32 protein-coding genes are annotated in these 25473 nt (G+C 71.6%); 8 read left to right on the forward strand and 24 right to left on the reverse strand.

Features of this window, described 5'->3' with window-relative positions; all coding sequences use genetic code 11:
* Positions 1-65: 65 nt before the first annotated feature.
* From AC1DX8_RS12310 to AC1DX8_RS12350, 9 genes are all read right to left on the reverse strand, one after another.
* Complete coding sequence (locus tag AC1DX8_RS12310; RefSeq protein WP_477630215.1) at positions 66-323, reverse strand: HGxxPAAW family protein; 258 nt, start codon at positions 321-323, stop codon at positions 66-68.
* An 82-nt stretch (positions 324-405) separates the two neighbouring features.
* Positions 406-1005 carry a Trp biosynthesis-associated membrane protein gene (locus AC1DX8_RS12315; protein WP_477630216.1) on the reverse strand — a complete coding sequence of 200 codons (600 nt, stop codon included), beginning with the start codon at positions 1003-1005 and terminating at the stop codon, positions 406-408.
* Positions 1002-2555: an anthranilate synthase component I gene (locus AC1DX8_RS12320; protein ID WP_477630217.1), complete on the reverse strand. Its 1554-nt coding sequence runs from the start codon at positions 2553-2555 to the stop codon at positions 1002-1004. The genes AC1DX8_RS12315 and AC1DX8_RS12320 overlap by 4 nt, the downstream gene beginning before the upstream one ends.
* On the reverse strand, positions 2552-2917 hold the full coding sequence (hisI, locus tag AC1DX8_RS12325; RefSeq protein WP_477630218.1) for a phosphoribosyl-AMP cyclohydrolase: 366 nt from the start codon (positions 2915-2917) through the stop codon (positions 2552-2554). Before hisI ends, AC1DX8_RS12320 begins: the two co-directional genes overlap by 4 nt.
* Positions 2914-3102 (reverse strand): hypothetical protein, encoded by a 189-nt coding sequence (locus tag AC1DX8_RS12330; protein WP_477630219.1) that lies wholly within the window; start codon positions 3100-3102, stop codon positions 2914-2916. The genes hisI and AC1DX8_RS12330 overlap by 4 nt, the downstream gene beginning before the upstream one ends.
* Positions 3103-3106: 4 nt before the next feature.
* On the reverse strand, positions 3107-3505 hold the full coding sequence (locus AC1DX8_RS12335) for a nuclear transport factor 2 family protein (RefSeq protein WP_477630220.1): 399 nt from the start codon (positions 3503-3505) through the stop codon (positions 3107-3109).
* Between the two features lie 93 nt (positions 3506-3598).
* Positions 3599-4159: a hypothetical protein gene (locus AC1DX8_RS12340; protein WP_477630221.1), complete on the reverse strand. Its 561-nt coding sequence runs from the start codon at positions 4157-4159 to the stop codon at positions 3599-3601.
* Positions 4143-4784 carry a CDP-alcohol phosphatidyltransferase family protein gene (locus AC1DX8_RS12345; RefSeq protein WP_477630222.1) on the reverse strand — a complete coding sequence of 214 codons (642 nt, stop codon included), beginning with the start codon at positions 4782-4784 and terminating at the stop codon, positions 4143-4145. Before AC1DX8_RS12345 ends, AC1DX8_RS12340 begins: the two co-directional genes overlap by 17 nt.
* Positions 4771-5856 (reverse strand): hypothetical protein, encoded by a 1086-nt coding sequence (locus AC1DX8_RS12350; protein WP_477630223.1) that lies wholly within the window; start codon positions 5854-5856, stop codon positions 4771-4773. Before AC1DX8_RS12350 ends, AC1DX8_RS12345 begins: the two co-directional genes overlap by 14 nt.
* 167 nt (positions 5857-6023) lie before the next feature.
* On the opposite strand from AC1DX8_RS12350, the gene AC1DX8_RS12355 reads away from it, so the two are divergent.
* A complete protein-coding gene (locus AC1DX8_RS12355) occupies positions 6024-7169 on the forward strand; it encodes a sensor histidine kinase (RefSeq protein WP_477630224.1) in 1146 nt (381 codons plus the stop codon).
* Positions 7166-7804 (forward strand): response regulator, encoded by a 639-nt coding sequence (locus tag AC1DX8_RS12360; RefSeq protein WP_477630225.1) that lies wholly within the window; start codon positions 7166-7168, stop codon positions 7802-7804. Before AC1DX8_RS12355 ends, AC1DX8_RS12360 begins: the two co-directional genes overlap by 4 nt.
* A 124-nt stretch (positions 7805-7928) precedes the next feature.
* Here AC1DX8_RS12360 and AC1DX8_RS12365 read toward each other — a convergent pair whose 3' ends face one another.
* The 6 genes from AC1DX8_RS12365 to AC1DX8_RS12390 all read right to left on the reverse strand — a co-directional run bounded on the left by AC1DX8_RS12365 (position 7929) and on the right by AC1DX8_RS12390 (position 14153).
* Positions 7929-8741 carry an LLM class flavin-dependent oxidoreductase gene (locus AC1DX8_RS12365; RefSeq protein ID WP_477630226.1) on the reverse strand — a complete coding sequence of 271 codons (813 nt, stop codon included), beginning with the start codon at positions 8739-8741 and terminating at the stop codon, positions 7929-7931.
* Entirely contained in the window at positions 8738-9190 is a 453-nt protein-coding gene (locus AC1DX8_RS12370) for a phage baseplate assembly protein V (RefSeq protein ID WP_477630227.1), read from the reverse strand. Before AC1DX8_RS12370 ends, AC1DX8_RS12365 begins: the two co-directional genes overlap by 4 nt.
* Before the next feature lie 102 nt (positions 9191-9292).
* Positions 9293-9889: a DUF6529 family protein gene (locus AC1DX8_RS12375; RefSeq protein WP_477630228.1), complete on the reverse strand. Its 597-nt coding sequence runs from the start codon at positions 9887-9889 to the stop codon at positions 9293-9295.
* 4 nt (positions 9890-9893) lie between these two features.
* Positions 9894-10418: a hypothetical protein gene (locus AC1DX8_RS12380; RefSeq protein ID WP_477630229.1), complete on the reverse strand. Its 525-nt coding sequence runs from the start codon at positions 10416-10418 to the stop codon at positions 9894-9896.
* Between the two features lie 118 nt (positions 10419-10536).
* A complete protein-coding gene (locus AC1DX8_RS12385; RefSeq protein ID WP_477630230.1) occupies positions 10537-12318 on the reverse strand; it encodes an ABC transporter ATP-binding protein in 1782 nt (593 codons plus the stop codon).
* A complete protein-coding gene (locus AC1DX8_RS12390; protein WP_477630231.1) occupies positions 12315-14153 on the reverse strand; it encodes an ABC transporter ATP-binding protein in 1839 nt (612 codons plus the stop codon). Before AC1DX8_RS12390 ends, AC1DX8_RS12385 begins: the two co-directional genes overlap by 4 nt.
* A 62-nt stretch (positions 14154-14215) precedes the next feature.
* On the opposite strand from AC1DX8_RS12390, the gene AC1DX8_RS12395 reads away from it, so the two are divergent.
* A complete protein-coding gene (locus tag AC1DX8_RS12395; protein WP_477630232.1) occupies positions 14216-14860 on the forward strand; it encodes a TIGR03085 family metal-binding protein in 645 nt (214 codons plus the stop codon).
* A 41-nt stretch (positions 14861-14901) separates the two neighbouring features.
* Entirely contained in the window at positions 14902-15195 is a 294-nt protein-coding gene (locus AC1DX8_RS12400; protein ID WP_477630233.1) for a DUF1905 domain-containing protein, read from the forward strand.
* A gap of 33 nt (positions 15196-15228) precedes the next feature.
* On the opposite strand, the gene hisF is transcribed toward AC1DX8_RS12400, so the two are convergent.
* A complete protein-coding gene (hisF, locus tag AC1DX8_RS12405; protein WP_477630234.1) occupies positions 15229-16002 on the reverse strand; it encodes an imidazole glycerol phosphate synthase subunit HisF in 774 nt (257 codons plus the stop codon).
* A 31-nt stretch (positions 16003-16033) separates the two neighbouring features.
* On the opposite strand from hisF, the gene AC1DX8_RS12410 reads away from it, so the two are divergent.
* The 4 genes from AC1DX8_RS12410 to AC1DX8_RS12425 all read left to right on the forward strand — a co-directional run bounded on the left by AC1DX8_RS12410 (position 16034) and on the right by AC1DX8_RS12425 (position 19623).
* Positions 16034-16621 carry a nucleoside/nucleotide kinase family protein gene (locus AC1DX8_RS12410; RefSeq protein ID WP_477630235.1) on the forward strand — a complete coding sequence of 196 codons (588 nt, stop codon included), beginning with the start codon at positions 16034-16036 and terminating at the stop codon, positions 16619-16621.
* Positions 16622-16707: 86 nt separating this feature from the next.
* On the forward strand, positions 16708-17283 hold the full coding sequence (locus AC1DX8_RS12415) for a DUF5655 domain-containing protein (protein WP_477630236.1): 576 nt from the start codon (positions 16708-16710) through the stop codon (positions 17281-17283).
* 1 nt (position 17284) lies between these two features.
* On the forward strand, positions 17285-18403 hold the full coding sequence (locus tag AC1DX8_RS12420) for an FUSC family protein (RefSeq protein ID WP_477630237.1): 1119 nt from the start codon (positions 17285-17287) through the stop codon (positions 18401-18403).
* A gap of 23 nt (positions 18404-18426) precedes the next feature.
* Positions 18427-19623, forward strand: a complete 1197-nt coding sequence (locus tag AC1DX8_RS12425; protein ID WP_477630238.1) for an MFS transporter — start codon at positions 18427-18429, stop codon at positions 19621-19623.
* A 116-nt stretch (positions 19624-19739) separates the two neighbouring features.
* Here AC1DX8_RS12425 and AC1DX8_RS12430 read toward each other — a convergent pair whose 3' ends face one another.
* Genes AC1DX8_RS12430 through ribD form a run of 8 tightly spaced genes read right to left on the reverse strand, consistent with a single transcriptional unit; the run spans position 19740 to position 25456 of the window.
* On the reverse strand, positions 19740-20264 hold the full coding sequence (locus AC1DX8_RS12430; protein ID WP_477630239.1) for a PH domain-containing protein: 525 nt from the start codon (positions 20262-20264) through the stop codon (positions 19740-19742).
* Entirely contained in the window at positions 20261-21106 is an 846-nt protein-coding gene (gene hisG, locus AC1DX8_RS12435; protein WP_477630240.1) for an ATP phosphoribosyltransferase, read from the reverse strand. Before hisG ends, AC1DX8_RS12430 begins: the two co-directional genes overlap by 4 nt.
* A 26-nt stretch (positions 21107-21132) precedes the next feature.
* Complete coding sequence (locus AC1DX8_RS12440; RefSeq protein WP_477630241.1) at positions 21133-21396, reverse strand: phosphoribosyl-ATP diphosphatase; 264 nt, start codon at positions 21394-21396, stop codon at positions 21133-21135.
* Complete coding sequence (ribH, locus tag AC1DX8_RS12445; RefSeq protein ID WP_477630242.1) at positions 21393-21878, reverse strand: 6,7-dimethyl-8-ribityllumazine synthase; 486 nt, start codon at positions 21876-21878, stop codon at positions 21393-21395. Before ribH ends, AC1DX8_RS12440 begins: the two co-directional genes overlap by 4 nt.
* Positions 21875-23101, reverse strand: a complete 1227-nt coding sequence (locus AC1DX8_RS12450; protein WP_477630243.1) for a bifunctional 3,4-dihydroxy-2-butanone-4-phosphate synthase/GTP cyclohydrolase II — start codon at positions 23099-23101, stop codon at positions 21875-21877. The genes ribH and AC1DX8_RS12450 overlap by 4 nt, the downstream gene beginning before the upstream one ends.
* Positions 23098-23817 (reverse strand): nicotinamide mononucleotide transporter family protein, encoded by a 720-nt coding sequence (locus tag AC1DX8_RS12455; RefSeq protein ID WP_477630244.1) that lies wholly within the window; start codon positions 23815-23817, stop codon positions 23098-23100. Before AC1DX8_RS12455 ends, AC1DX8_RS12450 begins: the two co-directional genes overlap by 4 nt.
* Positions 23814-24431 carry a riboflavin synthase gene (locus tag AC1DX8_RS12460; RefSeq protein WP_477630245.1) on the reverse strand — a complete coding sequence of 206 codons (618 nt, stop codon included), beginning with the start codon at positions 24429-24431 and terminating at the stop codon, positions 23814-23816. The genes AC1DX8_RS12455 and AC1DX8_RS12460 overlap by 4 nt, the downstream gene beginning before the upstream one ends.
* Positions 24431-25456 carry a bifunctional diaminohydroxyphosphoribosylaminopyrimidine deaminase/5-amino-6-(5-phosphoribosylamino)uracil reductase RibD gene (ribD, locus tag AC1DX8_RS12465; protein ID WP_477630246.1) on the reverse strand — a complete coding sequence of 342 codons (1026 nt, stop codon included), beginning with the start codon at positions 25454-25456 and terminating at the stop codon, positions 24431-24433. The genes AC1DX8_RS12460 and ribD overlap by 1 nt, the downstream gene beginning before the upstream one ends.
* Positions 25457-25473: the final 17 nt, after the last annotated feature.

The following is a 25473-nucleotide window of genomic DNA, read 5'->3' on the forward strand; positions in this document are numbered from 1 at the left end:
AACTGGGAGGGCCGTGCTCGGGTCAACCGGTGGACCCGCGGACCCCGGTCCGGCGCCGGGCCGACCTACTTGATGCCGACCTCGGGCTTGTTGCTGTCAGGGGTGTCGGGGCCGTCGAGGGTGGTCGCGCCGTAGCCGGCCAGCGACAGCACCTTGCCGGCCACCGCGCCGATGACGCAGAGCACGAGGCCGATGACGAAGATCGCGGTGTTGGCGACCGCCACGCCCCACGCTGCCACGGCCGACCCGACCAGGATGATGCCGACGCCCGTCCATGCGGCGACGCTGTGTCCGTGGTCTTCGTGGATCTCGTGCTCTGCCATCGGCTTGGCTCCTGCTGTTCGTCGGTGGTCTTCCGCGGTGGGCCGTCGACTGGGGGCGACGGCCGGGCTCTCGCCCATTCTGTCAGGTGCCTGCGCTGCCGTCGCGCAGCGTGGGGTCGTCACCGGCGTCGAGTCGGTCCCAGTCCGTGGCGACGCGCTGGCCACGGGCGCCGGCGGACGTCGTGGGCGCCTCGTACCGGGCGCCCAACCCGCGCCACCGGGCGGCGCCCAGCCAGCCTGCGACGGACGCCAGCACCAACAGCACCCCTGCGACCACGCAGGCCACGGGCCACGCGGTGATCGTGGCGTGCGTCTCGATCGAGCCCGTGCGTCCCGCGGCCTTCGCGGCGATCGCGCCCAGCGGGTCCTGCGGGGCCAGGGCGACACGCGCGGCCACGACAGCCTCGGCCACACCGGCGAGGGCCAGGACGCCCAGGGTGAGGCGCCGCACCACCGTGCCGCCCGTCGCGCTGGCCAGCGCTGCGGCGGCTCCGACCAGCGCCAGCGCGACGACGCCCGAGGCGACCTGCGTGCCGGTGCCGGAGATCCGGCTCGCACCGAGCACGGCGTCGTCCACCGTGCCGTTGACCCACACCCGGCCGCCACTGGCCAGCAGGAGGCCCGACCCGACGAGGGCCAGGACCACGACAGCGAGCTTGGACGTCAGACGGGAGAAGCTCACTCGACGGTCCTCAGGGCAGTAGCGGTGGCCACCGCACGCAGGGCGGCGGCAGCCTTGTTCACGGTCTCCTCGAACTCCGACGTCGGCACCGAGTCGGCGACGATCCCCGCGCCGGCCTGCACGTGCGCCGTACCGTCCTTGATGACGGCAGTGCGGATCGCGATCGCCATGTCGAGGTCACCGTGGAAGTCGAGGTAACCCACGACGCCGCCGTAGACGCCCCGACGGCTGGGCTCGTAGTGCTCGATGAGGCTGAGCGCCCGCGGCTTCGGTGCGCCCGACAGGGTGCCCGCCGGGAACGTGGCGACCAGCACGTCATACGCAGTCTGGTCAGGACGGATGTCGCCCACCACGGTCGACTCGAGGTGCGTCACGTGGGAGTAGCGGCGGACGTTCATGAACTCGACGACGTCGACGGTGCCTGCGGCGCAGACGCGCTGCAGGTCGTTGCGGCCGAGGTCGACGAGCATCACGTGCTCGGCCCGCTCCTTGGGGTCGGCGAGGAGGTCCTCGGCCAACCGCTGGTCGTCCTCGGGGGTCTTGCCCCGTGGGCGGGACCCGGCGATCGGGTGCGTGATGGCCCGACGGCCGGTCACCTTGACGAGCGCCTCGGGCGACGACCCCACGACGTCGTAGGTGGTGTCATCGCCCGCCGGGAGGCGCAGGAGGTACATGTAGGGGCTGGGGTTGGACGAGCGCAGCGCGCGGTAGACGTCGAGCGCGTCCGCGCGGCACGGCGTCGAGAACCGTTGCGAGAGAACGACTTGGAAGACCTCACCAGCGCGGATGTCCTCCTTGGCCTGCTCGACCATCTCCTCGAAGTGGGCTTGGGTGAGGTTGCTGCGAACCTCCGCCCCGGCAGCCGCGAACGCGGCTCGGTCGACGGTGGCGACCGTCGACGGGGCGTCGGCCGCGAGGTCGCTCGTCATGGCGTCGAGCCGCGACACGGCGTCGGCCCAGGCGTCCTCGACGCGCTCGTCGGTCGCGTCGTAGTTGACCGCGTTGGCCACGAGCAGCACCGACCCGTCGGAGTGGTCGAGCACCGCGAGGTCGGTCGCGAGCATCATCGAGATCTCGGGCAGACCCAGCTCGTCGGGCAGGGTCGCCGGCACCTTCTCCCAACGGCGCACGGCGTCGTAGGTGATGGCCCCGACCATGCCACCCGTGAGCGGGGGCAGGCCCTCGATGGGTTCGGTGGCCAGGGCGGCGACGGTGTCACGGAGCGCGTCGAGCGGGTTGCCGTCCGTCGGCACGCCGACGGGGGGCTCCCCCACCCAGTGGGCCCGGCCGTCGCGCTCGGTCAGGGTGGCCCGGCTGGCGGCACCCACGATGGAGTAGCGCGACCACACGCCACCGTGCTCGGCGGACTCGAGCAGGAAGGTGCCCGGTGCGTCCTTCGCCAGCTTGCGGTAGAGGCCGACCGGGGTCTCCGCGTCGGCCATCAGCCGCCGGACCACGGGGATGACCCGCCGGTCCTTGGCCAGGATCTGGAACGTCTCGAGGTTCGGCCAGGTGGTGCCGAACGACAGGTCGGGGCTGACGTCCGTCACGGCGTCTCCACCCGCGCCGCGAGGTCCCCGGCATCGAAGCAGGTGCGATCGCCGGTGTGGCACGCCGCACCGACCTGGTCGACCTTGACGAGCAGCGCGTCACCGTCGCAGTCGAGCGCCACCGAGCGGACGTGCTGGACGTGACCACTGGTGTCGCCCTTGCGCCAGTACTCTCCCCGGCTGCGGGACCAGAAGGTGACTCGCCCCTCGCCGAGGGTACGGCGCAGCGCCTCGTCGTCCATCCACCCGAGCATCAGCACCTCGCCGGTGTCGTGCTGCTGGACGATGGCCGCCACGAGGCCCTGCGCGTCACGCTTGAGGCGCGCCGCGATGGTCGGGTCGAGGACTGCAGGCGAGGTCACCCGGCCATTCTGCCGTGCACGTGGCCGGACGGTTCGCGTGAGTCCACCGCGCGGCATACCTCGTCGTGGGCTCGGGGTGCGGCAACGCTCGCCGCAGGGAGCAGTCCCGTGGTCTGGACGAGCTTGTGGCCGCCGTCGTCGAAGGCCATGGAGGTCGGGCCGACCTCAGTGACACCGGATGCCATCGTGCTAGTCCGGCGGCGCACTTCCGTGGCGGTGCGCCACCCGCCATTCGCCGTCCTCACGCCGGTAGATCTGGGTGGCCCGCACGATGTACGTGCGAGGGACGCCATCGACTGATGCCGAGGTGTGCTCGAAACCCAGGGTGTACGCAACGTCGCCTCGCACCTCCGCCTCGAGGAGGTCGAGCTCGTAGGCGGTGCAGTCCGAGAAGCTCTGGGCCAGATGGCTGAAGAGCTCGTCGAGCTCAACCTGACCCCGAGCGTTCCGCCAAGCCCCCAGCACGGAGACCGGGTCGGCACGGGACCAGATGGCCCGCCGGGGCCCGGCGTCACCGTTGTGGATGGCGATCTCGGCGTCCCTGAGCACGCCCTGGACCCAGGCAACGAACTCCGCGCGTTCGTCCATGATCCGATGATGGCACTGCCAGCAAGACCCGTGGAGGGGTCAGGACCTTCCCGCCTGCCCGCGTTTCGAGGACCGGCCCGACGCGACTCCACCTCAGGTGAGGAAGTGGGCGACCGGCCAGGCGATCAGCGCGAACCGAGCGAGCCGTCCGACCAGGCACCCCGCGATGAACAGCGGCAGCCGGAGCCGGGCCGCGCCAGCCACCACGCTGACCGCGGCCAAGGGAGGCAGCCCCACCGACGCGCTGAGCAGGACGACGCCTGTCCCGGCGCGCGGCTGGGCGAGCAGCGCCACCAGCCGTTCGGCGCGCAGCCACACCAGGGCCTTGGCTGCGGGGCCGGCACGCCGCGGTCGACTCCTCGTACTGCTCCGGGCGCGCGCCCTGGCGTACAGGCGGTCTGCGAGCCGTCCGACCCTGCCGTGCGAGCGGAGCCGTTGCGGCCCTTCCCGTGCGGTGAGGTAGATGAGCACCTTGGCGAAGCACTGCCCCACCGTGAGGCTGGCGGCGAGACCGAGCCACAGGTGCGGACTCCCTGCGGTGGCGGCTGTGAGCAAGGCCTCGGCGTTGACGACCGGCACCAGTCCGGAGGCCGTGCCAGCGCCCATGACACCGAGGAGCAGGCCGGCACCGGCGAGCTCACCTGTGGCGCTCATCGCACGCATCCCTGGCCGGGGTGGTGACCAGCAGGTGCAACCGGCGGCAGGACCAGACCTTGGCCACCAGCACGGCGACAGCGCAGGCAGTGGCCACCCCGACCTGACCGGCCAGGCACGCCAGCACGATGCACGAGGTGTTGAGAGCCTTGGCCGGGCGTGACCAGTTCCACCGCCAGAGGACGAGGTCGACGCCGTGGAAGTCGTTGGGCCCCAGGACGTCGAACGCCAGGAACCCGAGCGACAGCATCGTGTCGACGACCGCGAACTCCAGGACGTAGACGGCCATCGGGACGGCCAGCCTGGGGTCCAGTGCGACGAAACAGGCTGCGCAGGTGAGGCTGTTCGCCCGGTCGGCAACGATGTCGAAGACAGCGCCGACGCGGGTCTCCAGGCCCATCCGGCGAGCCACCTCCCCGTCGGCCATGTCACCGACCCAGTAGACGAGGTAGGACGCAGCCAGGAGCGCAGGGCTCGCCTGGGCCAGGGCGGCCATGGCCAGGACCAGCGAGCCAACCGTCCGGAGCACGGTGATGGCGTTCGGCGCCGTGAGCACGGGGTCGTGGTCGATCCCTCGGGGACTGGGGGCCACCGCAAGGGGTGACCACACCTCAGCCCAGCGCACGAGCCCACTCCCCCAGCTGGGCGTCCGGCGTCGACGGGCTGGCGAACTGGCTGACGGTGCCCGCTCCGTCGACGAAGGCGACCACCCCCTCGTCCCATGCCTTGTCGTTCCCTCGGTTCCCGGCCGCGTCGAGGAACCAGACCGCGGACAGGGGCACGGCGGCATACCCGACCGGCACCCCGAGGTCGCCCACCTCCGCCTCGATCACCGACACCGGACGCGGCTTGAACTTGTCGGCGGACGGGTCGCTGACCAGGCCGAGCAACGGGGGGTGCTTGGCGTTCCTCGCGATCAACGGCTTGAGCCGCTTGACTGCCGCCGACACCTGCGGTGCGGTACCGACGACGATCACGAGAGGTTTGCCCCGGTAGTCCTTCCAGGCGAGCTCCCCGCCGCCCAGTCGCTCGACCGTGAAGTCCGGGACCGTGGAGTTGTCGAGGGCATCCGGTCCCCCGTCCATCTCGTGCGTCACCTCCTGCCCGGGCTTGGTGCCGCAGACCTCGTCCATCCAGGCGGCGACGTCGGGGGTCGGCTGCGGCAAGGAGCCCACCGGCGCCGACTCCCCCACGCGCCGCAGGGAAGACAGTGCCCGGACCGCCGGCTCGATGCCGTCGCCGGAGGGCCGCTCGCGGAAGTCGGAGACGCTGACGACCATCCGGCCGGTGACCAGGGTCAGCTCGCCCATGAGCACGCCCGCGGGCACGCCGAGCTGTGGTTCGAGGCGTTGGCAGTTCAGGCCGTCGACATCTGGGTGCCAGTCGTTCGTGGAGACGACGACGGGGTCGGAGCACCCACCGTCACCTGAGGACTCGCACGTGCCGTAGTCCGCCTGGACCTGGAAGCGCGGGGCATTCTCCTCGACGACGTCCAGCACGGTCAGGGGCAGGCCACCGTAGGAGGAGCCCAGGTAGTAGGCCGGCTTGGCCGACGCGCGAATCTGGGCCACCGCCGCCCGGAACTCGCTGTCTCCCAACGGTTCTCCGGTCGTGAAGCCTCCCGCGCCACAGGCAGTCACGGCCAGTGCCACTGCGATGGCAGCCGCGGTCGCAGGAAACAGGGTCGTCGGTCTCATCGAACGGTCCTCTCGTTGCCCCTGCGCTGGGTGGATCGCTGCAGCGTGGCGCTCCAGCCGGGGTGACCGCGTCGGCGGAGGAGCCCGACCTCGTCGTCCCCCGGGGTGGTTCAGGTGTGGACCACAGGACGACGTCCGGGGGCCACCTACCCGCGTAGCCTTGGGTCATGTCGGGGCTGGTGCGCCGCCTCACCTGGCGGGACTGGGCAGTTCCCGCGGCGCTCTGGGCCGCGGGGCAGGTGGAGCTGTGGGTCGTGGGGCCCCAGACCGTCGCCGTGCACGGCCCTCGCTGGCCCTTCGCCCTCGTCCTGACGATCTGCGCGTTGGCCCAGTGCGTCCGCCGCACCCACCCCGTCCCGGCCCTGCTCGTGGTGGTCGGCTCGCTGTCCGTCACGACGACGGCGGACCTGCACGCCTTCCTGTTGTCGGGTCTCTACCTGTTGGTCGTCGCCGTCTTCGCCTGTGGGCGCTACGGCCACGGACCCACCAGGTATGCCGCGCTGGTGCTCCCCGAGCTACCCGTCCTGTTGTGGACGTCGGTCATCCCGGAGATCGAGGTGGGCAACGCCTGGGCGTGGGGGCTCAATGCGTGGTGGGTCTTCGCGCTCGGCGCGGCATTCCAGCACGAGCGCCTGCTGCGCGAGCACGTCGCGCAGGCGGTCGCGGCCCAGTCCCAGGCCGAGGCTGCGGAACAACGACTGAGCCTTGCCAGGGAGGTCCATGACGTGGTGTCCCACGGCCTCAGCGTGGTGGTGGTGCAGTCGGAGCTCGCCCGGCTGTTCATGACCTCGGACCCGGCGCGGGCCGACGAGGCGATGCGACGGGTGCAGGACACCGGGCGTGAGGCACTCGGAGAGACGCGGCGGCTGCTGGAGTCGCTGAGGGACCCTGGACAGAGCGGGCAGACGGCTCAGGCACCCACCTGGCCCGACGTGCCTGAGCTCGTCCGGCGGATGCGCGAGTCCGGCCTGCACGTCACCCTCGACGCGCCCGGCGATGCGCCCACGCTGACCCCGGAGGCGTCGGCCACGGCATACCGGGTGGTGCAGGAGGCGCTGACCAACGCGCTGCGGCACGCGCACACCTCGCCGACCTCCGTGGAGGTGACGCAGCAGGCGGACCTGCTCGTCATCGACGTGCAGAACGAGAGCGAGCCGGCGACGCAGCCCCACGGGTCGGCAGGGACGCCGGGCTACGGCCTCTCCGGCATGCAGGAGCGCGTGGCCGCCTGCGGGGGCCTGCTGACGACGGGTCCCCGACCCGGTGGCGGCTACCGCGTGCGCGCGGTTCTTCCCTTGCGGGGCAACCCATGACCACCATCGTCGTCGTCGACGACCAGTTCCTCATCCGTGACGGGGTCGCGGCGATCCTCGACGCCGAGGAGGACTTCACGGTCCTCGGCACCGCCGCGGACGGGGCCGAGGCGGTCGGCCTCATCACGACCCTCGCTCCCGACGTGGCCCTGATGGACATCCGCATGCCCGAGGTCGACGGGATCGAGGCGACCCGTCAGGTCATCGAGTCGGGGTCGGCCACGAAGATCCTGATCCTCACGACGTTCGGCGCCGACGACTACGTCCTCGCAGCGTTGCGGGCCGGAGCCAGCGGCTACCTCCTGAAGGATGCTCCGCGCGAGTCGCTCGTCGCCGCCATCCGTGCCGTCGCTGCCGGCGACGTCGCTGTGGAGAAGCAGGTGCTGGCGCAGCTCGTTCGTGGCCAACCCGCACGGCGGCACCCTGAGGCGGTGGCCGCCGTGGGTCGACTGTCTCCTCGCGAGTCGCAGGTCCTCGAGCTCGTCGCCCAGGGCGCCACCAACCCCGAGATCGCGACGAGCCTGTTCATCGGGGAGACCACGGTGAAGACCCATGTGTCGCGCATCCAGGCCAAGCTCGACGCCCGCGACCGGGTGCATCTGGTCGTCATCGCGCACCGGGCGGGCGTCGCCTGACCGATCCGCCGACCACATCCGTCGGAGGGGTCGCGCCAGCGAGGGCGAAGCCCGGGAACGCTCGGACCGAAGGGTCTGCACGCTGACCATGGCGCCACCAGTGCACCAGTGGGCACCAGCTCCGCTACCGGCCCGCCAAGGCAGCCACCACGGGGGCCATCACCTCGGCGAAGTCCGCACCGATCACGACGTAGGAGAAGCCCATCTCCTCGCGTCGTCGCTGCACCTCCTCGATGGCGGCCGCGGGGTCGTCCGGGAGCACCAGCAGCGAGTCGGCCTCCCGCAGCGCGGCCGGGTCGGTCTCGCGCGCCGAGGCCATGAACGCCGCGATCCCGTCGCCGATGACCGGCACGTGGAGGGCGAGCTCGACGTCCCGCGTCGACCGGAACCCCAGGGTGAGGTCGGCGACCTCTGCGCGGGTGTCCGTCGACACGGTGGAGAAGGTGACCGTGTCGGCGACCTCGCTCGCCAGCGCCTGCGCCTTCGGCCCGCGAACCGCCATCACCACAGGCGTGTGCAGTCCTGGGCCATCCAGGTCGCGCAGCTGCGACACGGCCGCACGAACCTGGTCCAGCCGCTGCCCCGGCGAGGTGACGGGCAGGCCGCGCTCGTGCAGCTCGTCCTCGATCCCGGGTCGGCCGGTGCCGACGCCCAGCTCGAACCGACCCTCGGTGAGCACCGAGAGTGAGTGCGCCTCCCAGGCCAGGCTCCACGCCGGCCTCATGGGCGCGGCATACACCCACGTCCCGACCCGGAGGTCGGTGGCGAGAGCTGCAGCGAGCGCGAGGGTCGGCGCGGGTGCGGGCTGCCAGAGCGGGACGTCGGGCATGAGGAGGGTCGAGTAGCCGTGGTCGGCAATGCGGCGCACCCGGTCCCGCCACGCCGCCATGTCGGTCAGCACCGGGGCGACGACCCCGAACCGGAACGGCCTGGTCACGGCGCTGCTCCGCCACGCCGTCCCAGCCAGACGGGTCGCAAGGGGTCGCCGGCTTCGAAGGCGACCCAGACCTGGTCTCCCAGGCCCGGGACCTGCGAGGAGCCGGGCACCGGCACACACGCGGCAGCCCACGAAGCCGCGTCTCCGGTGACGTCAGGCACCCGGACGAAGAGTCGTTGCTGCACCAGCGGATCGACGTTGTCGACGACCACCCCCCTGTGCACGCCGCAGACGGCACGGGCTGGTTCGGCCCGGCCTTCCAGGTAGCCCTCAGCCGCAAGCCTCTCGGAGTACCCGGCGAGCAGCTCCCCGAGGTAGGCGAACAGCTCGAGCAACGCCACGCCGGGGTCGCTCTGGCCGGCGTCGGTCCAGTCCTTCAGGTCACGGCGAGCCCGGCTGACCAGGTCGTCGAGCTGTCGCGGGTCGTAGGAGCCACCGGGCCGGCTCATGGACTCGGGTGTCCCCTCATGGCGTCATTATGCTCAGCGCTGCCGTCCGCGAAAGTCCCCCGGCGCCGGGAGGGCGCGCTCGCGGGACATACGACACCGGGCTCAGTAGCCGGAGCTCGGCCAGCCCTTCGCGCTCAGGTACCACACCGCCGACGTCATCACCACGGCCACGAGGAGCGTGAAGAGGACACCCCCGGCCACGGGCAGGAACCACCCGGGTGCCCTTCTCGACCGCACGGCGACGAGCTTCGTCACGACCGCGCCGATCACCGCGCAGCCGAGTATGCCGTGCACGAGGGTCCGCGTGGACACGGGCTGTCCGTCGGCCAGGGTCCCCGACTCGAGGCCCAGTGCCCACAGGCAGTGGTAGGCGACGAAGACCATGAGCACGAGGGCGATCGAGCCGGAGACCCGGTGTGCGGTCCCGAGCCACGAGGGCGCCTCCACCCCCAGCCTGCCGTAGAGCCAGAGCGCCCCGAGGAGTTGGAAGACGGCGATCACGCCGATGACCACGGTGACCACGACCTTCATGGCCAGGACCGTCCGGAAGCCGAGGGTCGTCGTGCCGGCGAGGGTCGGGTCGTGCAGTCTGCCGAAGGCCCCGACGAGCACCGCCACGACCGCGCCGACGGCGAAGCCCGTCAGCGGGACAGCCAGGCCCCTCGGGGGCGCGTTCCCTGTCGGCGCGGTCTCGCCCATGAGGTCAGGATGCTCCTGCGCTGCCCACCCCGCCAGTGTCCGCGGGCGCCAGGGATCGACGCCGTGACAGGTCGACGTGGACGACCCCCTCGGGCGTCCGTGACAGGCGCGCCAGCCCCAGCGACTCGGGCGATCCCCTGCCAGCCCCGACCAGCGCCAACTCGGGTTGCTCGACCCACCGCGTGTGGTCGACCGCGCCCTCCGGTCCGGGCACCGGGCCGTCCGGTGTCTCGTGCCACGTGATGACGAGGTCCCTGACCCAGCGTCTGCCCTGCCGAGGCGGCTCCAGGCTCACGGTGAGTGGCTGCGTCACGATGATCTCGCGCCCACACGGGTCGAGGGCGAGCCCCGGGGTGACGCTCACGCTGACCGGACCCGCGCTGACCTCCAGACCCCAGACCGTGCCGAAGCCGTGGATTCGGTTGTGGAGGTAGCGCATCTCCCGGTGGTACTGCTGTTCGACAGCGAGGTCCGCCGCCGTGAGCAGCATCCCGTCGAAGAAGTTCACGCGGCGAGGTGGGTCGGCCATGGTGCAGTATCCATCGAGCGCGGTCACCACGACACCCACCGCCGCACCACGAGGCCCAGCGCCACCACGACGACCAGCGCCACCACGACGACCGGCCCACCACGACACGACCGCGTCCTCAGCCGCGTTGCTGCGCCGCCCACGAGGCGTGCAGGGCCGCATACACGCCGTCCTGGCGCACGAGGTCGCGGTGGGGTCCCCGCTCGACCACGCGCCCACGGTCGATGACGACGACCTCGTCGGCTGCCTCGGCCGTGGAGAGCCGGTGGGCGATGGCGATGGAGGTGCGGCCGCGGGTGAGGCCCTCGAGCGCCCTCTGCAGGCGCACCTCGGTGGAGGGGTCCACCGCCGACGTCGCCTCGTCGAGCACGAGCAGGTCGGGGTCGGCGAGGTAGGCGCGGGCCAGGGCCACCAGCTGCCGCTCTCCCGCGGACAGGGACTCACCGCGCTGGCCGACCTCGGTGGCGAGGCCTTGGGGCAGCCCCGCCAGCCACGCGTCGAGGCCGAGCTCGGTGATGGCGAGGCGCACGTCCTCATCGGTGGCCTCGGGCCGGCCGAACCGCACGTTCTCGCGCAGGGTCGCGTCGAAGAGGAAGCCCTCCTGGGGCACGAGCACGACGCGCTCGCGCAAGGACGAGAACCGCACGTCGCGCAGGTCGACGCCGTCGATGCGCACAGTGCCCTCGGTGGGGTCCATCAGTCGGGTGAGCAGCTTGGCCAGGGTGGACTTGCCCGACCCGGTCTCCCCCACGATCGCCACCCTCGACCGCGGCGCGATCGAGAGGTTGACGTCGTGCAGGACGGTGTCACCCCCGGGGTAGGCGAACGACACCGCGTCGAAGTCGACGGTGATCGGCCCACGGGGCAACGTCTGCCCGGCGTCGCCCGGGTCTGCCACGTCGGCCGGGGTGTCGATGACACCGATCACCCGACGCCACCCTGCCACAGCGTTCTGCAGCTCGTTGAGGATCTCGGTGGCCTGCTGCACGGGCTGGGTGAAGAGGTTGACGAGGAAGAGGAAGGCCAACAGCTTGCCCAGGCTGAGGTGCCCGGCGGACGCCTGGACGGTCCCCACGACCAGGACGACGGCGAGGGTGAGACCCGCGACGAGCTGACCCGAGGAGAACGCCACGACCGACCGCACCTGCGCCCGGATCGAGGCAGCCCGGTGCGCCTCGATGGCCGCGTCGATGCGGGTGGCCGTGCGCTCCTCGACGCCGTACGCGCGGATCGTCGCGGCCCCCACGACGGACTCCGACACGGCAGCCAGCAGGTCACCCACGCGCTCGCGGACGATCGTGTACGCGCGGCCGACGATGGCCTGGAAGCGGCGGATCACGAAGAGCAGTGGCACGAAGCAGAGCCACACCACCCCGGTCAGCAACGGGCTGTAGAAGAGCATCAGACCCGTGGCCACGGCGATCTGGCCGAGGCTCAGCACCAGGATGATGCCGCCGAACTGGACGAACTGGCTGATCGTGTCGACGTCAGAGGTGACGCGGCTGACCATCGAGCCGCGGCGCTCGGTGTTCTGGGTGAGCATCGAGAGGTCGTGGATGTGCCGGAATGCCTTGAGGCGCAACGACGCCAGACCCGCCTCGGAGGAGCGGAAGAGGCGCACGTTCACGGCATACGCACTCGCCGCGGTGATCACCACGGCGATCAGCGCGAAGAGCACGTAGCGGGTCACGAGGCCCGGGTCCGGGCCGTTCTTGCCGACGAGGCCGTTGTCGGTCGTCTGCTGGACGACGAAGGGCACGACGATCCGACCGACCGTGGTGACGGCGGCGAGCCCGAGGGTGACCCCCAGGCCGCGGCGCAGCTCGGGTGACAGGTCGAGGCCCCGCTTCAGGGTGGCGACGGTGCCGAGCGACGACGTCGCGTCGATCGAGGTGCTCACGCGTCCACCTCCTCGTCGGCTGCCACGGCTGCCCGCTCGGCGGCTTCGCGGGCGTAGGCCGTGACGAGCCTCTGGTAGCCCACGCACCGCTGCTCGAGCTCGGTGTGGGTGCCGTGGTCGACGACCCTGCCCCCTTCGACGTAGACGATCTGGTCGGCGAGGGTGATCGTCGACATGCGGTAGGCGACGACCAGCACCGAGGTGCCCGCACTGGTCTCGCGCAGGCCGGCGAGGATCGCCTGCTCCACGGCAGGGTCGACGGCGCTCGTCGCGTCATCGAGCACCAACAGCTGGGGGCCGCGGATGACAGCGCGCGCCAACGCGATTCGCTGTCGCTGGCCGCCTGACAAGGACGTGCCCCGCTCCCCCACGCGGGTCTCGATGCCGAGCGGCAGCTCCTTCACGAAGCCGGTGGCCTGGGCCACGTCGAGCGCCGCCCACACCTGGTCGTCGGTGTAGTCACCGCCGAGCGTGACGTTGCCGCTGACCGTGTCGTCGAACATGAAGGTCTGCTGCGGCACCAGCGCCGCCACCGCGGACACCCCGCCGCGCGCGACCTCGCGCAGGTCGAGGCCGTCGAGCGTCACCGTCCCGTGGTGGGGGTCGACGAGGCGCAACGTCAGGTTGGTCAGGGTGGTCTTGCCGGAGCCCGTCGGCCCGACCAGCGCCACCGTTGACCCGGCTGCGACCTCCAGCGACACCCCGTGGATGGCCTCGAAGGTCGACTCCTGACCGTGCTCGTCGACGATGTCGTAGGAGTAGTCGACCCGGTCGAGCTGCGCGTGCGACGCCCCGCGGCGCGCGAGCTCAGCCGCCCCGAAGGCCAGCTCTCCGCGCGCCTTGAGCACGGCGTCGACGCGGTCCCAGCCGACGACGGTGCGCGGGAGCTCGCCGAGCACCCACCCGAGCGCCCTCACCGGGAAGCCCAGCACGGAGATGAGGTAGGCGACCTGCACGACGGCGGCCGGGGTGAGGGTGCCGTTGGCCACCTGGTGCGCGCCGACCGCCAGGACCGCCAGGGTGCCGAGCGTCGGGATCGCCTCGATCGCGGGGTCGAAGGTGCCACGCGTGCGTCCGACCTCGACGTTGGCCGCCTGCAGCCGTCGGGTGACCTCCTCGAAGCGGTCGGACTCCTGCTGCTCGCGACCCATCGACTTCACGATGAGCGCGGCCTCGAAGCTCTCGTGGGCCACCTCGCTGACCTCCGCCCGTAGCTGCTGCGCACGCGACACCCTCGGCGACATCGCCCGTTGGAAGACCAGGTTCGCGAGGAACAGCGCCGGGAAGACCGTGAGGCCGATGATCGCCATCACCGGGTCGACCAACACCATCTGCACGATGCCGGCGACGAGCATGATGATCACGCCGATCGCCATGGGCAGCGGCGCGAACACGTTCCAGGTCGCCTCGACGTCGGCATTCGCGTTGGACAGCAGCTGGCCCGAGGGGTGGCGGTGGTGCCAGGCGAGGGGAAGTCGCAGGTACTGCCTCGTCACCTCGCGGCGGAACCCGGCGGCGACGTTGTACATCGTGAAGCCCGCGGCGATGCGCCGGATCACGACCCCCACGACGTTGATGACGACGACGCCCGCGATCCAGCCGAAGATGGTCCAGAGCTGGGCGGCGCTCGCGTGACCGGCCGCGACGGCGGGCTGGACCTGCTCGCGGGTGACCTTGCCGATGGCCCAGGCCGTGAGCACCGTCATCACGCCGTAGAGGGCGCTGCCCGCGACGGCGAACGCGAACCAGCGCGGCTCGCGCCGCACCCCCACCCACACGATCTGCAGGCTGCGCTTCAGCGACGGCGCAGCATCGGCTGACGCGTCGAGCGACACTGCTGACCTCCGGAGCTGGGTGGGGAAACCCAACCCTCTCACGGGGCAGGCATGATGACGTCATGACCCACCTCGCCCGGCTCGAGCGCGAATCCCTCTGCGACACCTTCGTCGAGGTCGGCCCCGATGCCCCCACCCTGTGCTCCCCGTGGACGACCGCAGACCTCGCAGCGCACCTCGTCGTGCGCGAGCGTCGGCCAGACCTCGCTCCGGGGATCTGGTTGCCCGCGCTGGCCGGCCGGCTGGAGGACGGCCAGGCCGACTACGCCGCGAAGCCGTGGCCCGAGCTCGTGGACCTGGTCCGCTCCGGACCGCCCTCGTGGGCGCCGACCCAGCTCTCCTCGGTGGATGACGCGGTCAACTTCGTGGAGTTCTTCATCCACCACGAGGACGTCCTGCGCGGCGACGAACAGGTCGGCCCTCGGCGCGAGGTGCCGGTCCGTGCACAGAAGGCCTTGTGGAAGACGCTCAAGCGGATCGGCAAGATCTTCTTCCGCCGGAGCCCGGTCGGCGTCGTGCTGGAGCGCCCTGACGGCAAGTCGCTCACCGTCCGCGGCGAGACCGAGCTCGGCACGGTGACGCTGCGCGGTGACGCGACGGAGCTCATGCTCGCCGCCTACGGCCGCCGCCGCGTGGCGGACCTCCAGGTGACCGGCAGCGACGAGGCCGTCCAAGCCCTCTGGGACGCGCCACTCGGGCTGTCCTGAGCGACGAGCCGGTGCCATCCTGACCGACCGGAGGAGAAGCCTTGGCAGAGCAGGTCGAGTTCACCGCCCCATTGTGGGAGTGGGGCGCCCGCGACTCGTGGTACTTCGTGACGCTCGACGAAGCGGCAAGCGAGGTGGTCAGCGAGCGACCGCGTCCAGGTCGGGGGTTCGGGTCGGTGCGGGTGCGGGTCACCGTGGGCGCGACCACGTGGACGACGTCGGTCTTCCCCGGCGACGAGGGCCGCTACGTCCTCCCCGTCAAGAAGGCCGTGCGCGTGACCGAGTCGATCGAGGAGGAGGACCTCGTGACGGTGCTCCTCGAGGTGCTCGACTAGCCCGACCAGCTCACCAGGGGCCGCGACGGGTCGTCAGCGGACCGGTATGCCGTCCTGCCGCAGTGCGTCCTTGACCTGACTGATGGTGAGCTCGCCGAAGTGGAAGACGCTCGCCGCGAGCACGGCGTCGGCACCGGCCCGGACAGCTGGGGCGAAGTGCTCGACCCGACCGGCTCCCCCGCTGGCGATCAGCGGGATCCGCACCTCGCGGCGCACCAGCTCGATCAGCTCGACGTCGAAGCCGTCCTTGGTGCCGTCGGCGTCCATCGAGTTCAGCAGGATCTCCCCCGCCCCCAGCTCGGCCGCTCGAGCGCACCACTCGACGGCGTCGAGGCCCGCGCCCTGTCGACCTCCGTGGGTGGTGACCTCGAACCCGCCGCTGGCCTTGCCGTGGGGGTCGCGGCGGCGGCGCACGTCGGCCGACAGCACCAGCACCTGGGAGCCGAACCGGTCGGCGACCTCGGCGATCAGCTCGGGGCGCGCGATGGCGGCGGTGTTGACGCCCACCTTGTCCGCGCCGGCCCGCAGCAGCCGGTCGACGTCGTCCACCGTGCGCACTCCCCCGCCGACGGTCAGCGGGATGAAGACCTGCTCCGCGGTGCGGCTCACGATGTCGTAGGTCGTCTCGCGGTTGCCGCTGCTCGCGGTCACGTCGAGGAAGGTGAGCTCGTCGGCGCCCTGCTCGCCGTAGGCCTTGGCGAGCTCGACCGGGTCACCCGCGTCGCGGAGGTTGACGAAGTTGACTCCCTTGACGACGCGTCCGGCATCGACGTCGAGACAGGGGATCACGCGGGTCGCAACAGGCACGCGCCGAGCCTAGCGATCTAGTCTGAGGCGCATGCCCGTCGACCAGAGAGCGATCATGCCTGTCGACCAGAGAGCCGCGGTGGCGACGATCGTCGCCCTCGTCGACGCGAGCCTGCCTCTCTGTGGCACGACGCACCTCGTCTGCATCGACGGCCCGAGCGGCGCCGGCAAGACGACCCTGGCCCACGACGTGGCCGCCGATCTCGCCGCTCCCACCGTGCACATGGACGACCTCTACCCCGGCTGGGACGGCCTGCGGGCCGGCACGCACCGGGCCCAGGAATGGGTCGTGGGACCGCTCGCCGAGGGTCTGCCCGCCCGGTACCGCCGGTGGGACTGGGCGGCCGGCGAGTATGCCGAGTGGGTGCAGCTGCCGTCGTCGGAGGTCGTCGTCCTCGAAGGCTGCGGCTCGGGCGCGCTGCCCGCGGGCAAGGCCGCCTCGGTGCTGGTCTGGGTGGAGGCCGAGGAGTCGGTGCGGCGGGCCCGCGGCCTGGCCCGCGACCCGGGCTACGCGCCGTTCTGGGACCGTTGGTCGGCGCAGGAGAGGCGGCTCTACGAGGCAGACCGCACCTGGGAGCGCGCCGACCTGTTCCTCGACACGACCCGCGACCGCCGCTGACCGCCCCGGCCGCTCGTCCCAGCCTCATGAGGTGGGTCAGGTGGCGAGCAGCGCGGGGTGGGCACGCGGCATACATAATCGGGGCCATGGAACCCGCAGACATGATCGCCGCGGTCACCGGGTCGATGCGGGAACGCACCGGTCGCACCCTCGACGAGTGGGTGGCGCTGGTGGACGGTTCCGGCATCGACGCGCTCGACCAGCGGGCCGTGCGGGCCTGGCTGCGTGACGTGCACGGGGTGCCACAGAACTCCCAGTGGGCCATCGCCGACGCCGCAGCCACGGCGGCCGGGTGGACGCCGCCCGACCCCGACGGCTACACCGACGCCCTCTACGGCGGGGCCAGGGCGCACCTGCGGCCGATCCACGACGCGATCATCACGCTGGCCGAGGGGCTCGGCGACGACGCCCACCGCGAGGGTCGCGGCACCTACATCCCGGTGATCCGTCGCACCCAGTTCGTGGCAGTCGCCCCGGGGCCTCGCGACACCGTGCGGATCGGCTTCCGGTTCCGCGGCGAGGTGCCCGACGACGAGCGACTCTCCCCCGCCAAGGGATTCGCGCAGGCGACCCACTGGCTCCACCTGTCCGCCGACGCGGACGAGGACGACCTGCGGTCGCTCGAGCCACTGCTCGAGGCCGCCTACGCCCAGAACGGCTGAGGTGTCGACCGTCGACCTGGCCCGTGCGGCGCGCCGTTCGCGCCGCGAGGCCCGGGTGCGCACCGACCGGCTGGTCAGCCGGCTCTTCTTCATCGTCCAGTGCGGTCTCGGCGCGGCCACGGCGTGGTGGGTGGCCAGCGACGTGCTGCACCACACCCGGCCCTTCTTCGCCCCCGTGACGGCGATGATCTCGCTCGGCATGTCGTTCGGGCAGCGGCTGCGCCGGGTCACCGAGGTGATGATCGGCGTGGCCGTCGGGGTGTTCGTCGGTGACGTCTTCGTGCACTTCTTCGGGTCGGGGTTCTGGCAGATCATCGTCGTGGTCGTGCTCTCGATGAGCGTCGCTGCCCTCCTCGGCGCCGGAATGCTGCTCATCACCCAGGCCGGCGTGCAGTCGGTGATCGTCACGACCCTCGTCGCCGGCTCGGGGCAGGCGTTCACGCGGTGGCTCGACGCCGTCGTAGGCGGCTGTGTGGCGCTGGCGTTCACGACGGTGGCTCCGGCCGGACCACTGCGCCGACCCCGCCAGCAGGCATCGCTCGTCGTGCACGAGATCGGCGCGATCCTCGCCGACACCGCACGCTCGCTCCGGGAGCAGGACTCCGACCTCGCCTCGGCCACGCTCAGCCGGGCCCGCCAGTCCGAGTCCATGCTCGACGAGGCGAGGGCGCTGTCCGCCGAGGGCATTGCGGTCGTGCGGCTGTCGCCCTTCCGACGTCGGCACCTGCCCGGGGTGCAGGCGATCGCCGACCTGCTCGAACCCCTCGACCGCGCCATCCGCAACCTGCGCGTGCTGGTCCGGCGCGCCGCGATCGCGACCTGGCGCGAGGAGGCGGTCCCCACGGCATACCTGCGGCTGCTGGACTCGCTCGCCGAGACGTGCGAGGACATCTCGCGCGAGCTCGGTGAACGGCGGCTGCCGACCAACGCCCGCGTCGGCCTGCAGCGGATCGGTGAGGCCAGCGCGGTCATCGACCCGTCCGCGGGGCTGTCGGGCGAGGTGATGCGCGCACAGATCCGGTCGATGGTGGTCGACCTGTTGATGTTGACGGGGATGCCGTACGCCGAGGCCCGCGACATGGTCCCCGAGTCGATGACGACCGGCCCGCAGGACGACTGAGCGCGGCTGCCAGACTGTCGGCGATGTCCTCACGCCGCCACCCCCACCTGCCGCCCGTCTGGCTGATGTCGCTGGCGCTCGTCGCCGTCGCCGCGAACCTGCGCACCGCGATGGCCAGCGTCCCGCCGCTCACCGAGACCATCGCCGACGACCTCGGGCTGTCCAACACCGCGCTCGGCGCGCTGACCACGCTGCCGGTGCTCTGCATGGGGCTCTTCGCCCCCAGCGCGCAGCGGATCGCGGCCCGGCTCGGAGCCGCGGCCTCCGTCGAGCTGTCGATCGTGTGCGTGGCCCTCGGTCTCGGCCTGCGGCTCGCGGGGGGCGCCACGTGGCCCCTGTATGCCGGCACGTTCCTCGCCGGGGTCGGCATCGCCATCGGCGGCACGCTCCTGCCCGGCCTGGTCAAGGAGCTCTTCCCGCCCGAACGCGCCGGGCTGGTCACCGGTCTCTACATGCTCGCGATGATGGGCGGAGCCGGTGCGTCGTCGGCGCTGTCGGTGCCCCTGCAGGGTTGGCTCGGGTCGTGGCAGGCCTCGCTCGCCTCGTGGTCACTCCTCGCGCTGGTCGGCGTAGTCGCCTGGGTGCCCGTGCTCACGGGCCATGTCCGACACCGGGCCGCCAACCCGTCCGTCGTCTCCCCGGCACGGCTGCCGTGGCGTCACGTGACGGCCTGGCTGGTGGCCGGCTACCTCGCGGTGCAGTCCGTCGAGTTCTACTCCACCCTGGCCTGGCTCGCACCGTCCTACACCGCCCGCGGCTGGGACCCGACCCATGCCGGCTACCTGCTGTCGGTCTTCACCGCCGCCCAGCTGGTCTCGGGGCTGTTGGCTCCCGCGTTGACCGACCGCATCCACGACCGGCGGGTGCTACTGCTCTCGGCCTCGGTGCTCGGGCTGCTCGGGCAGGCCGGTCTCTGGCTGCTGCCCAACGGTGCGCCGTGGGTGTGGACGACGGTCCTCGGGTTCGGCCAGGGTGCCTCCTTCGCCCTCGGGCTCGTGCTGATGGTCGACTACGCCGCCTCCCCTGCGGCCAGCGCGCGACTGGCCGGGATGGCGTTCCTGTTCAGCTACACGATCGCGTCGTTCGGACCCGCGAGCATGGGAGCCCTGCGCGACCTGACCGGCGGGTTCGCCGCTGTCTGGGGCACGCTCACCGTGCTCATGCTGGCCCAGGTGGCCTTGTCAGCCCTGCTTCGACCGAGCCTCCGCAAGGTCGAGTGACCGCGCCCCGCACGCGCGCGTCGCTATTCCATGCAAAAGGCGAGTTAGCGCCGGGGAGTCCATGTCACTAACTCGCCTTTTGCATGGAATAGCGACGGCTGGCCACCGTTCGCGGGTCAGTCGAGGGTGACGTCGGGGCTCTTGGCTGAGGGTCCGAGCGCCTGGACGAGCGCGGCGAGACGGCCGGCCTCGGCGCGTCCGTAGTCGGCGTCGGCCTTCTGGATCGCCATCACGGCAAGGGTGTCGGTGTCAGACAGGGCGAGGCTCACCCACGGGTCGCCACCGGAGAAGCGCACGTCGAGCACCTCCCGCCAGGAGAGCGTGCGAGTGGTGAACAGGTTGCGCACGGTGAGGCCGTCACGAGTCGGCACCGCCCTGATGGCGGCAAACCTCCACAACATCAACGCGATCGCGACGCCAACGCCGACGAAGAAGACCTTGTCGCCGGTGCGCCACGTGCCACCTTCCGCCGGGCCGGGCAGCAACACGGCGATCACGGCGAACAACACCACCGTCAGGGCCGCGAAGCCGTACGCGACCTGACGGCCACGCCGCGGCCGGAACACGGCAAAGGCCGCCTGCTCGTCCGCTCCACCCGATGGTTGGCCCGGGGCCCGACCCGAGGGGGTCACGGCACTCACAGCCGGCAGGCGGCGATGTCGGTCACCAGGATCGCCCGCGCGCCGAGCTCGTACAGCTCGTCCATGATCACGTTGGTCCGAGCCCGTGGCACCATGGCGCGCACCGCGGCCCAGTCCTTGTTCTGCAACGCGGAGACCGTGGGCGACTCGAGCCCGGGTGTGATGGCACAGGCAGCCTCGACGAGGTCGACCGGCACGTCGTAGTCCAGCATCACGTAGTGCCGAGCGGTGACCACGCCCGTGAGCCGGCGACGCAGCACCTCGACCGCAGCGGTCTCGTGCGACCCCTCGCGCCGGATGAGCACCGCCTCGCTGCGCAGGATCTCGTCGCCGAAGATCTCCAGGCCCTGCTGCCGCAACGTCGTCCCGGTCTCGACCACGTCGGCGATGACGTCGGCCACCCCGAGCGTGATCGCCGTCTCGACGGCACCGTCCAGCCGCACCACCTCGGCGCTGACCCCCTGGTCGGCGAGGTGCTTGCCGACCAGGCCCGGGTAGCTGGTCGCGACACGATGACCCGAGATCTCGGCGACGCTCGAGCAGGTGCCGGGCTTGGCGGCATACCGGAAGGTGGAACCCCCGAAGCCGAGCGTCATCACCTCGATGGCGGCGCTGCCGGCGTCGAGCAGCAGGTCGCGACCGGTGACGCCACAGTCGACGGTGCCCGAACCGACGTAGACGGCGATGTCACGCGGTCGCAGGTAGAAGAACTCCACCTCGTTGTCAGTGTCGGTGAGCACCAGCTCCTTGGTGTCGCGGCGCGTGCGGTAGCCCGCCTCGCGCAGCATCTCGATCGCTGGCTCGGAGAGGGACCCCTTGTTGGGGACGGCGATTCGCAGCATGTGCGTGACCTTCTGAAGAGGGTGGGCTAGAGGTGGGAGTAGACGTCGTCGAGGGAGATGTCGGACGCGACCATCAGCACCTGCAGGTGGTAGAGCAGCTGGCTGATCTCCTCGGCCGTGCGGTCCTTGCCCTCGTGCTCGGCGGCCATCCAGACCTCGGCCGCCTCCTCCACGATCTTCTTGCCGATGGCATGTACGCCGGCGTCCAGCGCGGCGACGGTGCCGGACCCCTCGGGTCGGCTCACCGCCTTCTCGGCCAGCTCGGCGTACAGGTCGTCGAAAGTCTTCACGCGCCAAGGGTACGGGGAGCGAGTGCGCCGAGGGTGACCGCGGTCGCCACAGCGGCCATCGCCGCCTCGTGCCCCTTGTCCTCGCTCGAGCCGGGCAGCCCCGCGCGGTCGAGCGCCTGGGCGTCGTCGTCGCACGTGAGCACCCCGAACCCGATCGGGATCCCGGTGCGCACGCTGACCTGCGCCAGCCCGTGGGTGACGCCTGAGCAGACGTAGTCGAAGTGCGGTGTGCCACCGCGGATCACGACCCCCAGCGCGACGAGCGCGTCGTATGCCGTGGCGAGACGCGCGCACGCAACGGTGAGCTCGACCGTGCCCGGCACCCGCACGAGGGGCACGTCGACCACTCCCGCTTCGGCCAGCGCTCGCTCCGCGCCGGCCACGAGGCCGTCCATCACCTCCGTGTGCCACGACGCCGCGACGATCGCGACGCGCAGGCCACTCCCGTCGGCAGTGACCGCAGGAGCGCCGTGCCCGCTCACGCGCTGGCTCCCTGGTCCGTCGCGTCGATGACGAGGTCGTGGCCCATCCGGTCGCGCTTGGTGCGCAGGTAGGCGCGGTTGGTGGAGTTCGGCGCGATCGAGAGCCGCTCCACGACCGCGACGACGATGCCGTAGCGCGACAGCGCCTCGACCTTCGCCGGGTTGTTCGTGAGCAGCCGCACCGACGACAAGCCCAGCGCGGCGAGGATCGCTGCGCCGGCGGCATACTCCCTCGCGTCGACGGGCAGGTCGAGCTCGAGCTGGGCGTCGACCGTGTCGAGCCCCGCGTCCTGGAGGGCGTAGGCCTGCAGCTTCGACACGAGGCCAACTCCCCGTCCCTCGTGGCCGCGCAGGTAGACGAGCACGCCGCCCTCGGCAGCGATCCGCTCCATCGACCGCTCGAGCTGCGGCCCGCAGTCGCAGCGCAGCGAGCCGAACGCGTCACCGGTCAGGCACTCGGAGTGCAGCCGCACCAACGGGTTCTGGCCCTCGGCGCCCTTGGGGCTGACCAGGGCGACGTGCTCGGCGCCGGTCAGGCGGTCACGGAAGCCGATGGTCTTGAACTCCCCGTGCCTCGTGGGCAGGGTCGTCTCGGCGAGCGTCTCCACCCGGTCGTGGAGCTGGCGCCAGGCGACGAGCTGCTCGATGGTGATCACCGGCACGTCGTGCACGGCCCCGGTCGCCAGCACCTCGGGCAGGCGCATCATGGAACCGTCGTCGTTGACCAGCTCACCGATCGCGCCGGCCGGAGCCAGCCCGGCAAGCCGGCACAGGTCGACTGCCGCCTCGGTGTGACCGGGACGCTCCAGGACACCACCGGCCTTGGCCCGCAACGGGATCACGTGTCCTGGTCGCACGAACGACTCAGGCGTCGAGAGCGGGTCGGCCAGGAGTCGGATGGTCTGGGCACGGTCGGCTGCACTGATGCCGGTGGTGACACCCTCCGCGGCGTCGACGGTGACCGTGTACGCGGTGCGCAACGGGTCACGGTTCTCGGCCACCATCAGCGGGAGGCCGAGGCGGTCGGCGGTCACGTCCGTGACGGGCGCGCAGAGGTAGCCGCTGGTGTGCCGGATGGTCCAGGCCAGCCACTCTGTGGTGAGGGTCTGGGCCGCGAGGATCACGTCGCCCTCGTTCTCGCGGTCCTCGTTGTCGGTGACCAGCACGGGGCGACCGTCGCGCAGGGCGGCGAGGGCGTCCTCGACGGTGGCCAGCCCGATCATGCCGAGACCTCACTCAGCTCGCGGACGGGGTCGCGCTCCTCACGGGAGGCCTTGAGCCAGACGAAGAAGCCGTAGACGACCAGGGCGCCGTAGACCACGAAGAGGATGGCGGTCGGGTAGTACTGGGAGTGCCACAGCAGCGGCACGCCCACGAGGTCGACCGCGATCCACGCCAGCCAGAAGTCGTTCCAGCCGCGAGCCATCGCATAGGTCGCGACCATCGAGCCGACGAAGATCCAGGCGTCGCACCAGAAGTACCACCGGGGCGCCGGCCAGCCCGCGCCGATCACCGAGAACACCCACTGGAAGACGAGCACCCCCGCGGCGGAGGCCACGAGGTAGGCCACTCGCTCGCTGGCCGACGCCCAGCGGGGCGTGATGGCGGGCGCACCTGCGCCGCCGCCGCTCGCGAGCTCCCGCGCCTTGCGGACCGCGTTCCACCGCCACCAGCCGTAGACGCTCGTGAGGATGAAGAAGACCTGGCGGCCGGCCTGCCCGAACAACGGCTGCTGCGCCTGTGCGTCGAAGGTGGCTCCGATGAAGACCGTGAAGAGCAGCACGTTGCCGACGATGCCGATCGGCCAGGCCCAGACGCGGCGCCGCAGCCCACCGATGGCGGAGGCGAAGCCGAAGGCGTTGCCGACGATCTCGCGCCACGTGATGGGGTGGCCGGCGATGGTCAGGTGTGCCTCGTAGAGCCGGGTGAAGAGGTTCATGCGATGGTCTCCTTGGAGGTGATCAGGCGTTCGACGTACTTGGCCAGGACATCGACTTCGAGGTTGACGCGGTCGCCAACCCCCTTGTGTCCCAACGTGGTGAGGGCAAGCGTGGTGGGGATGAGCGAGACGCTGAAGGTCGTCGCGCCATCGGGTGACTCCGCCAGGGCCGCCACGGTGAGGCTGACGCCGTCCACCGTGATCGACCCCTTCTCCACGACGTAGCGGGACAGCGACGGAGGGAGGCTGAGCTGCACGACCTCCCACCGGTCACCGGGCGTTCGGCTGACGATCTCGGCGGTCCCGTCGACGTGTCCCTGCACGATGTGGCCGCCGAACCGGCTCGAGGCCGACATCGCGCGCTCCAGGTTGACGCGGTCCCCCTCCGCCAGGCTGCCGAGGCTGCTCCGGTCGAGGGTCTCGGCCATGACGTCGACCGTGAACTCCCCCTCGCCGTGCTCCACGACCGTCAGGCAGACGCCGTTGACGGCGATGGACGCCCCGTGGACGGCGTCCGACGTGACGAGGGGCCCGGCGACGGTGAGACGGGCGGAGGTCGCACCGCGTTCGAGCGCGACCACGTGGCCGAGCTCCTCGACGATCCCGGTGAACATCAGGTGGTCTCCTTCAGTGCTGCCGTGATCCGCACGTCGTGGCCGATCAGGGTGATGTCGGTGGGCCGCAGCCGCAGGGCGTGGTCGATGGTGGTGATGCCGAGGTCGCTCACCGAGGGGCGCCCGCGGCCCAGGAGGACCGGTGCGACGTACGCGATGAGCTCGTCGACGAGCCCGGCGGCCATCAGTGCCGCGGCCACGGTGGGCCCGCCCTCGAGCCAGACGTGGTGGACGCCGGCGTCAGCCAGGGCCGAGAGCACGGCCTTGGGGTCACGGGTCTTCAGGTGCCAGGTCGGCGACGCGTCGTCGAGCACCCGTGCCGTGGCGGGCAGGTCGCGCTCACCCATCACCACGCGGATCGGCTGGTGCGGGTAGAGCGAACCATCCGGCTTGCGGGCGGTCAGCTGCGGGTCGTCGAGCAGGGCCGTGCCCGTCCCGACGAGGATGGCACCGCAGCGCGACCGCTGCTCGTGGACGTCGGCTCGGGCAGCCTCGCCGGTGATCCACTGGCTGGTGCCGTCGGCGGCAGCACTGCGGCCGTCGAGAGTCGTGGCCAGCTTCCAGGTCACCCACGGGCGGCCGGTGGTCACCAGGTGGGTCCAGGTCGGGTTGAGCGCCAGCGCTTCCTCGGCGAGCACCCCGCCCTCCACCACGACACCCTTGCGGCGCAACCACGCGGCCCCGCCCGCCGCGACCGGGTTGGGATCGGCCTGGCCGTAGACCACGCGGCTCACGCCCGCGGCATACAGCGCCTTGGCGCAGGAGGGGGTGCGCCCGACGTGGTTGCACGGTTCGAGGGTCACGTATGCCGTGGTGCCCGACGCGCGCTCGCCCGCCGCCTCGAGCGCGTCAGCCTCAGCGTGTGCGGTGCCGGCACCGTGGTGCCAACCAGCGGCGACGACCTCACCCGCGGCATCGACCAGCACGCACCCCACGCGGGGGTTGGGGTCGGCTTCCGGACCGTGGGCAGCGAGGGCCAGGGCGCGGCTCATCATCGCCGCGTCGCCGCTGAGCTGCTCTGCCACTGTCCTGCCCTCGCTCG

This window comes from Pedococcus sp. P2_A3 (assembly GCF_056405035.1).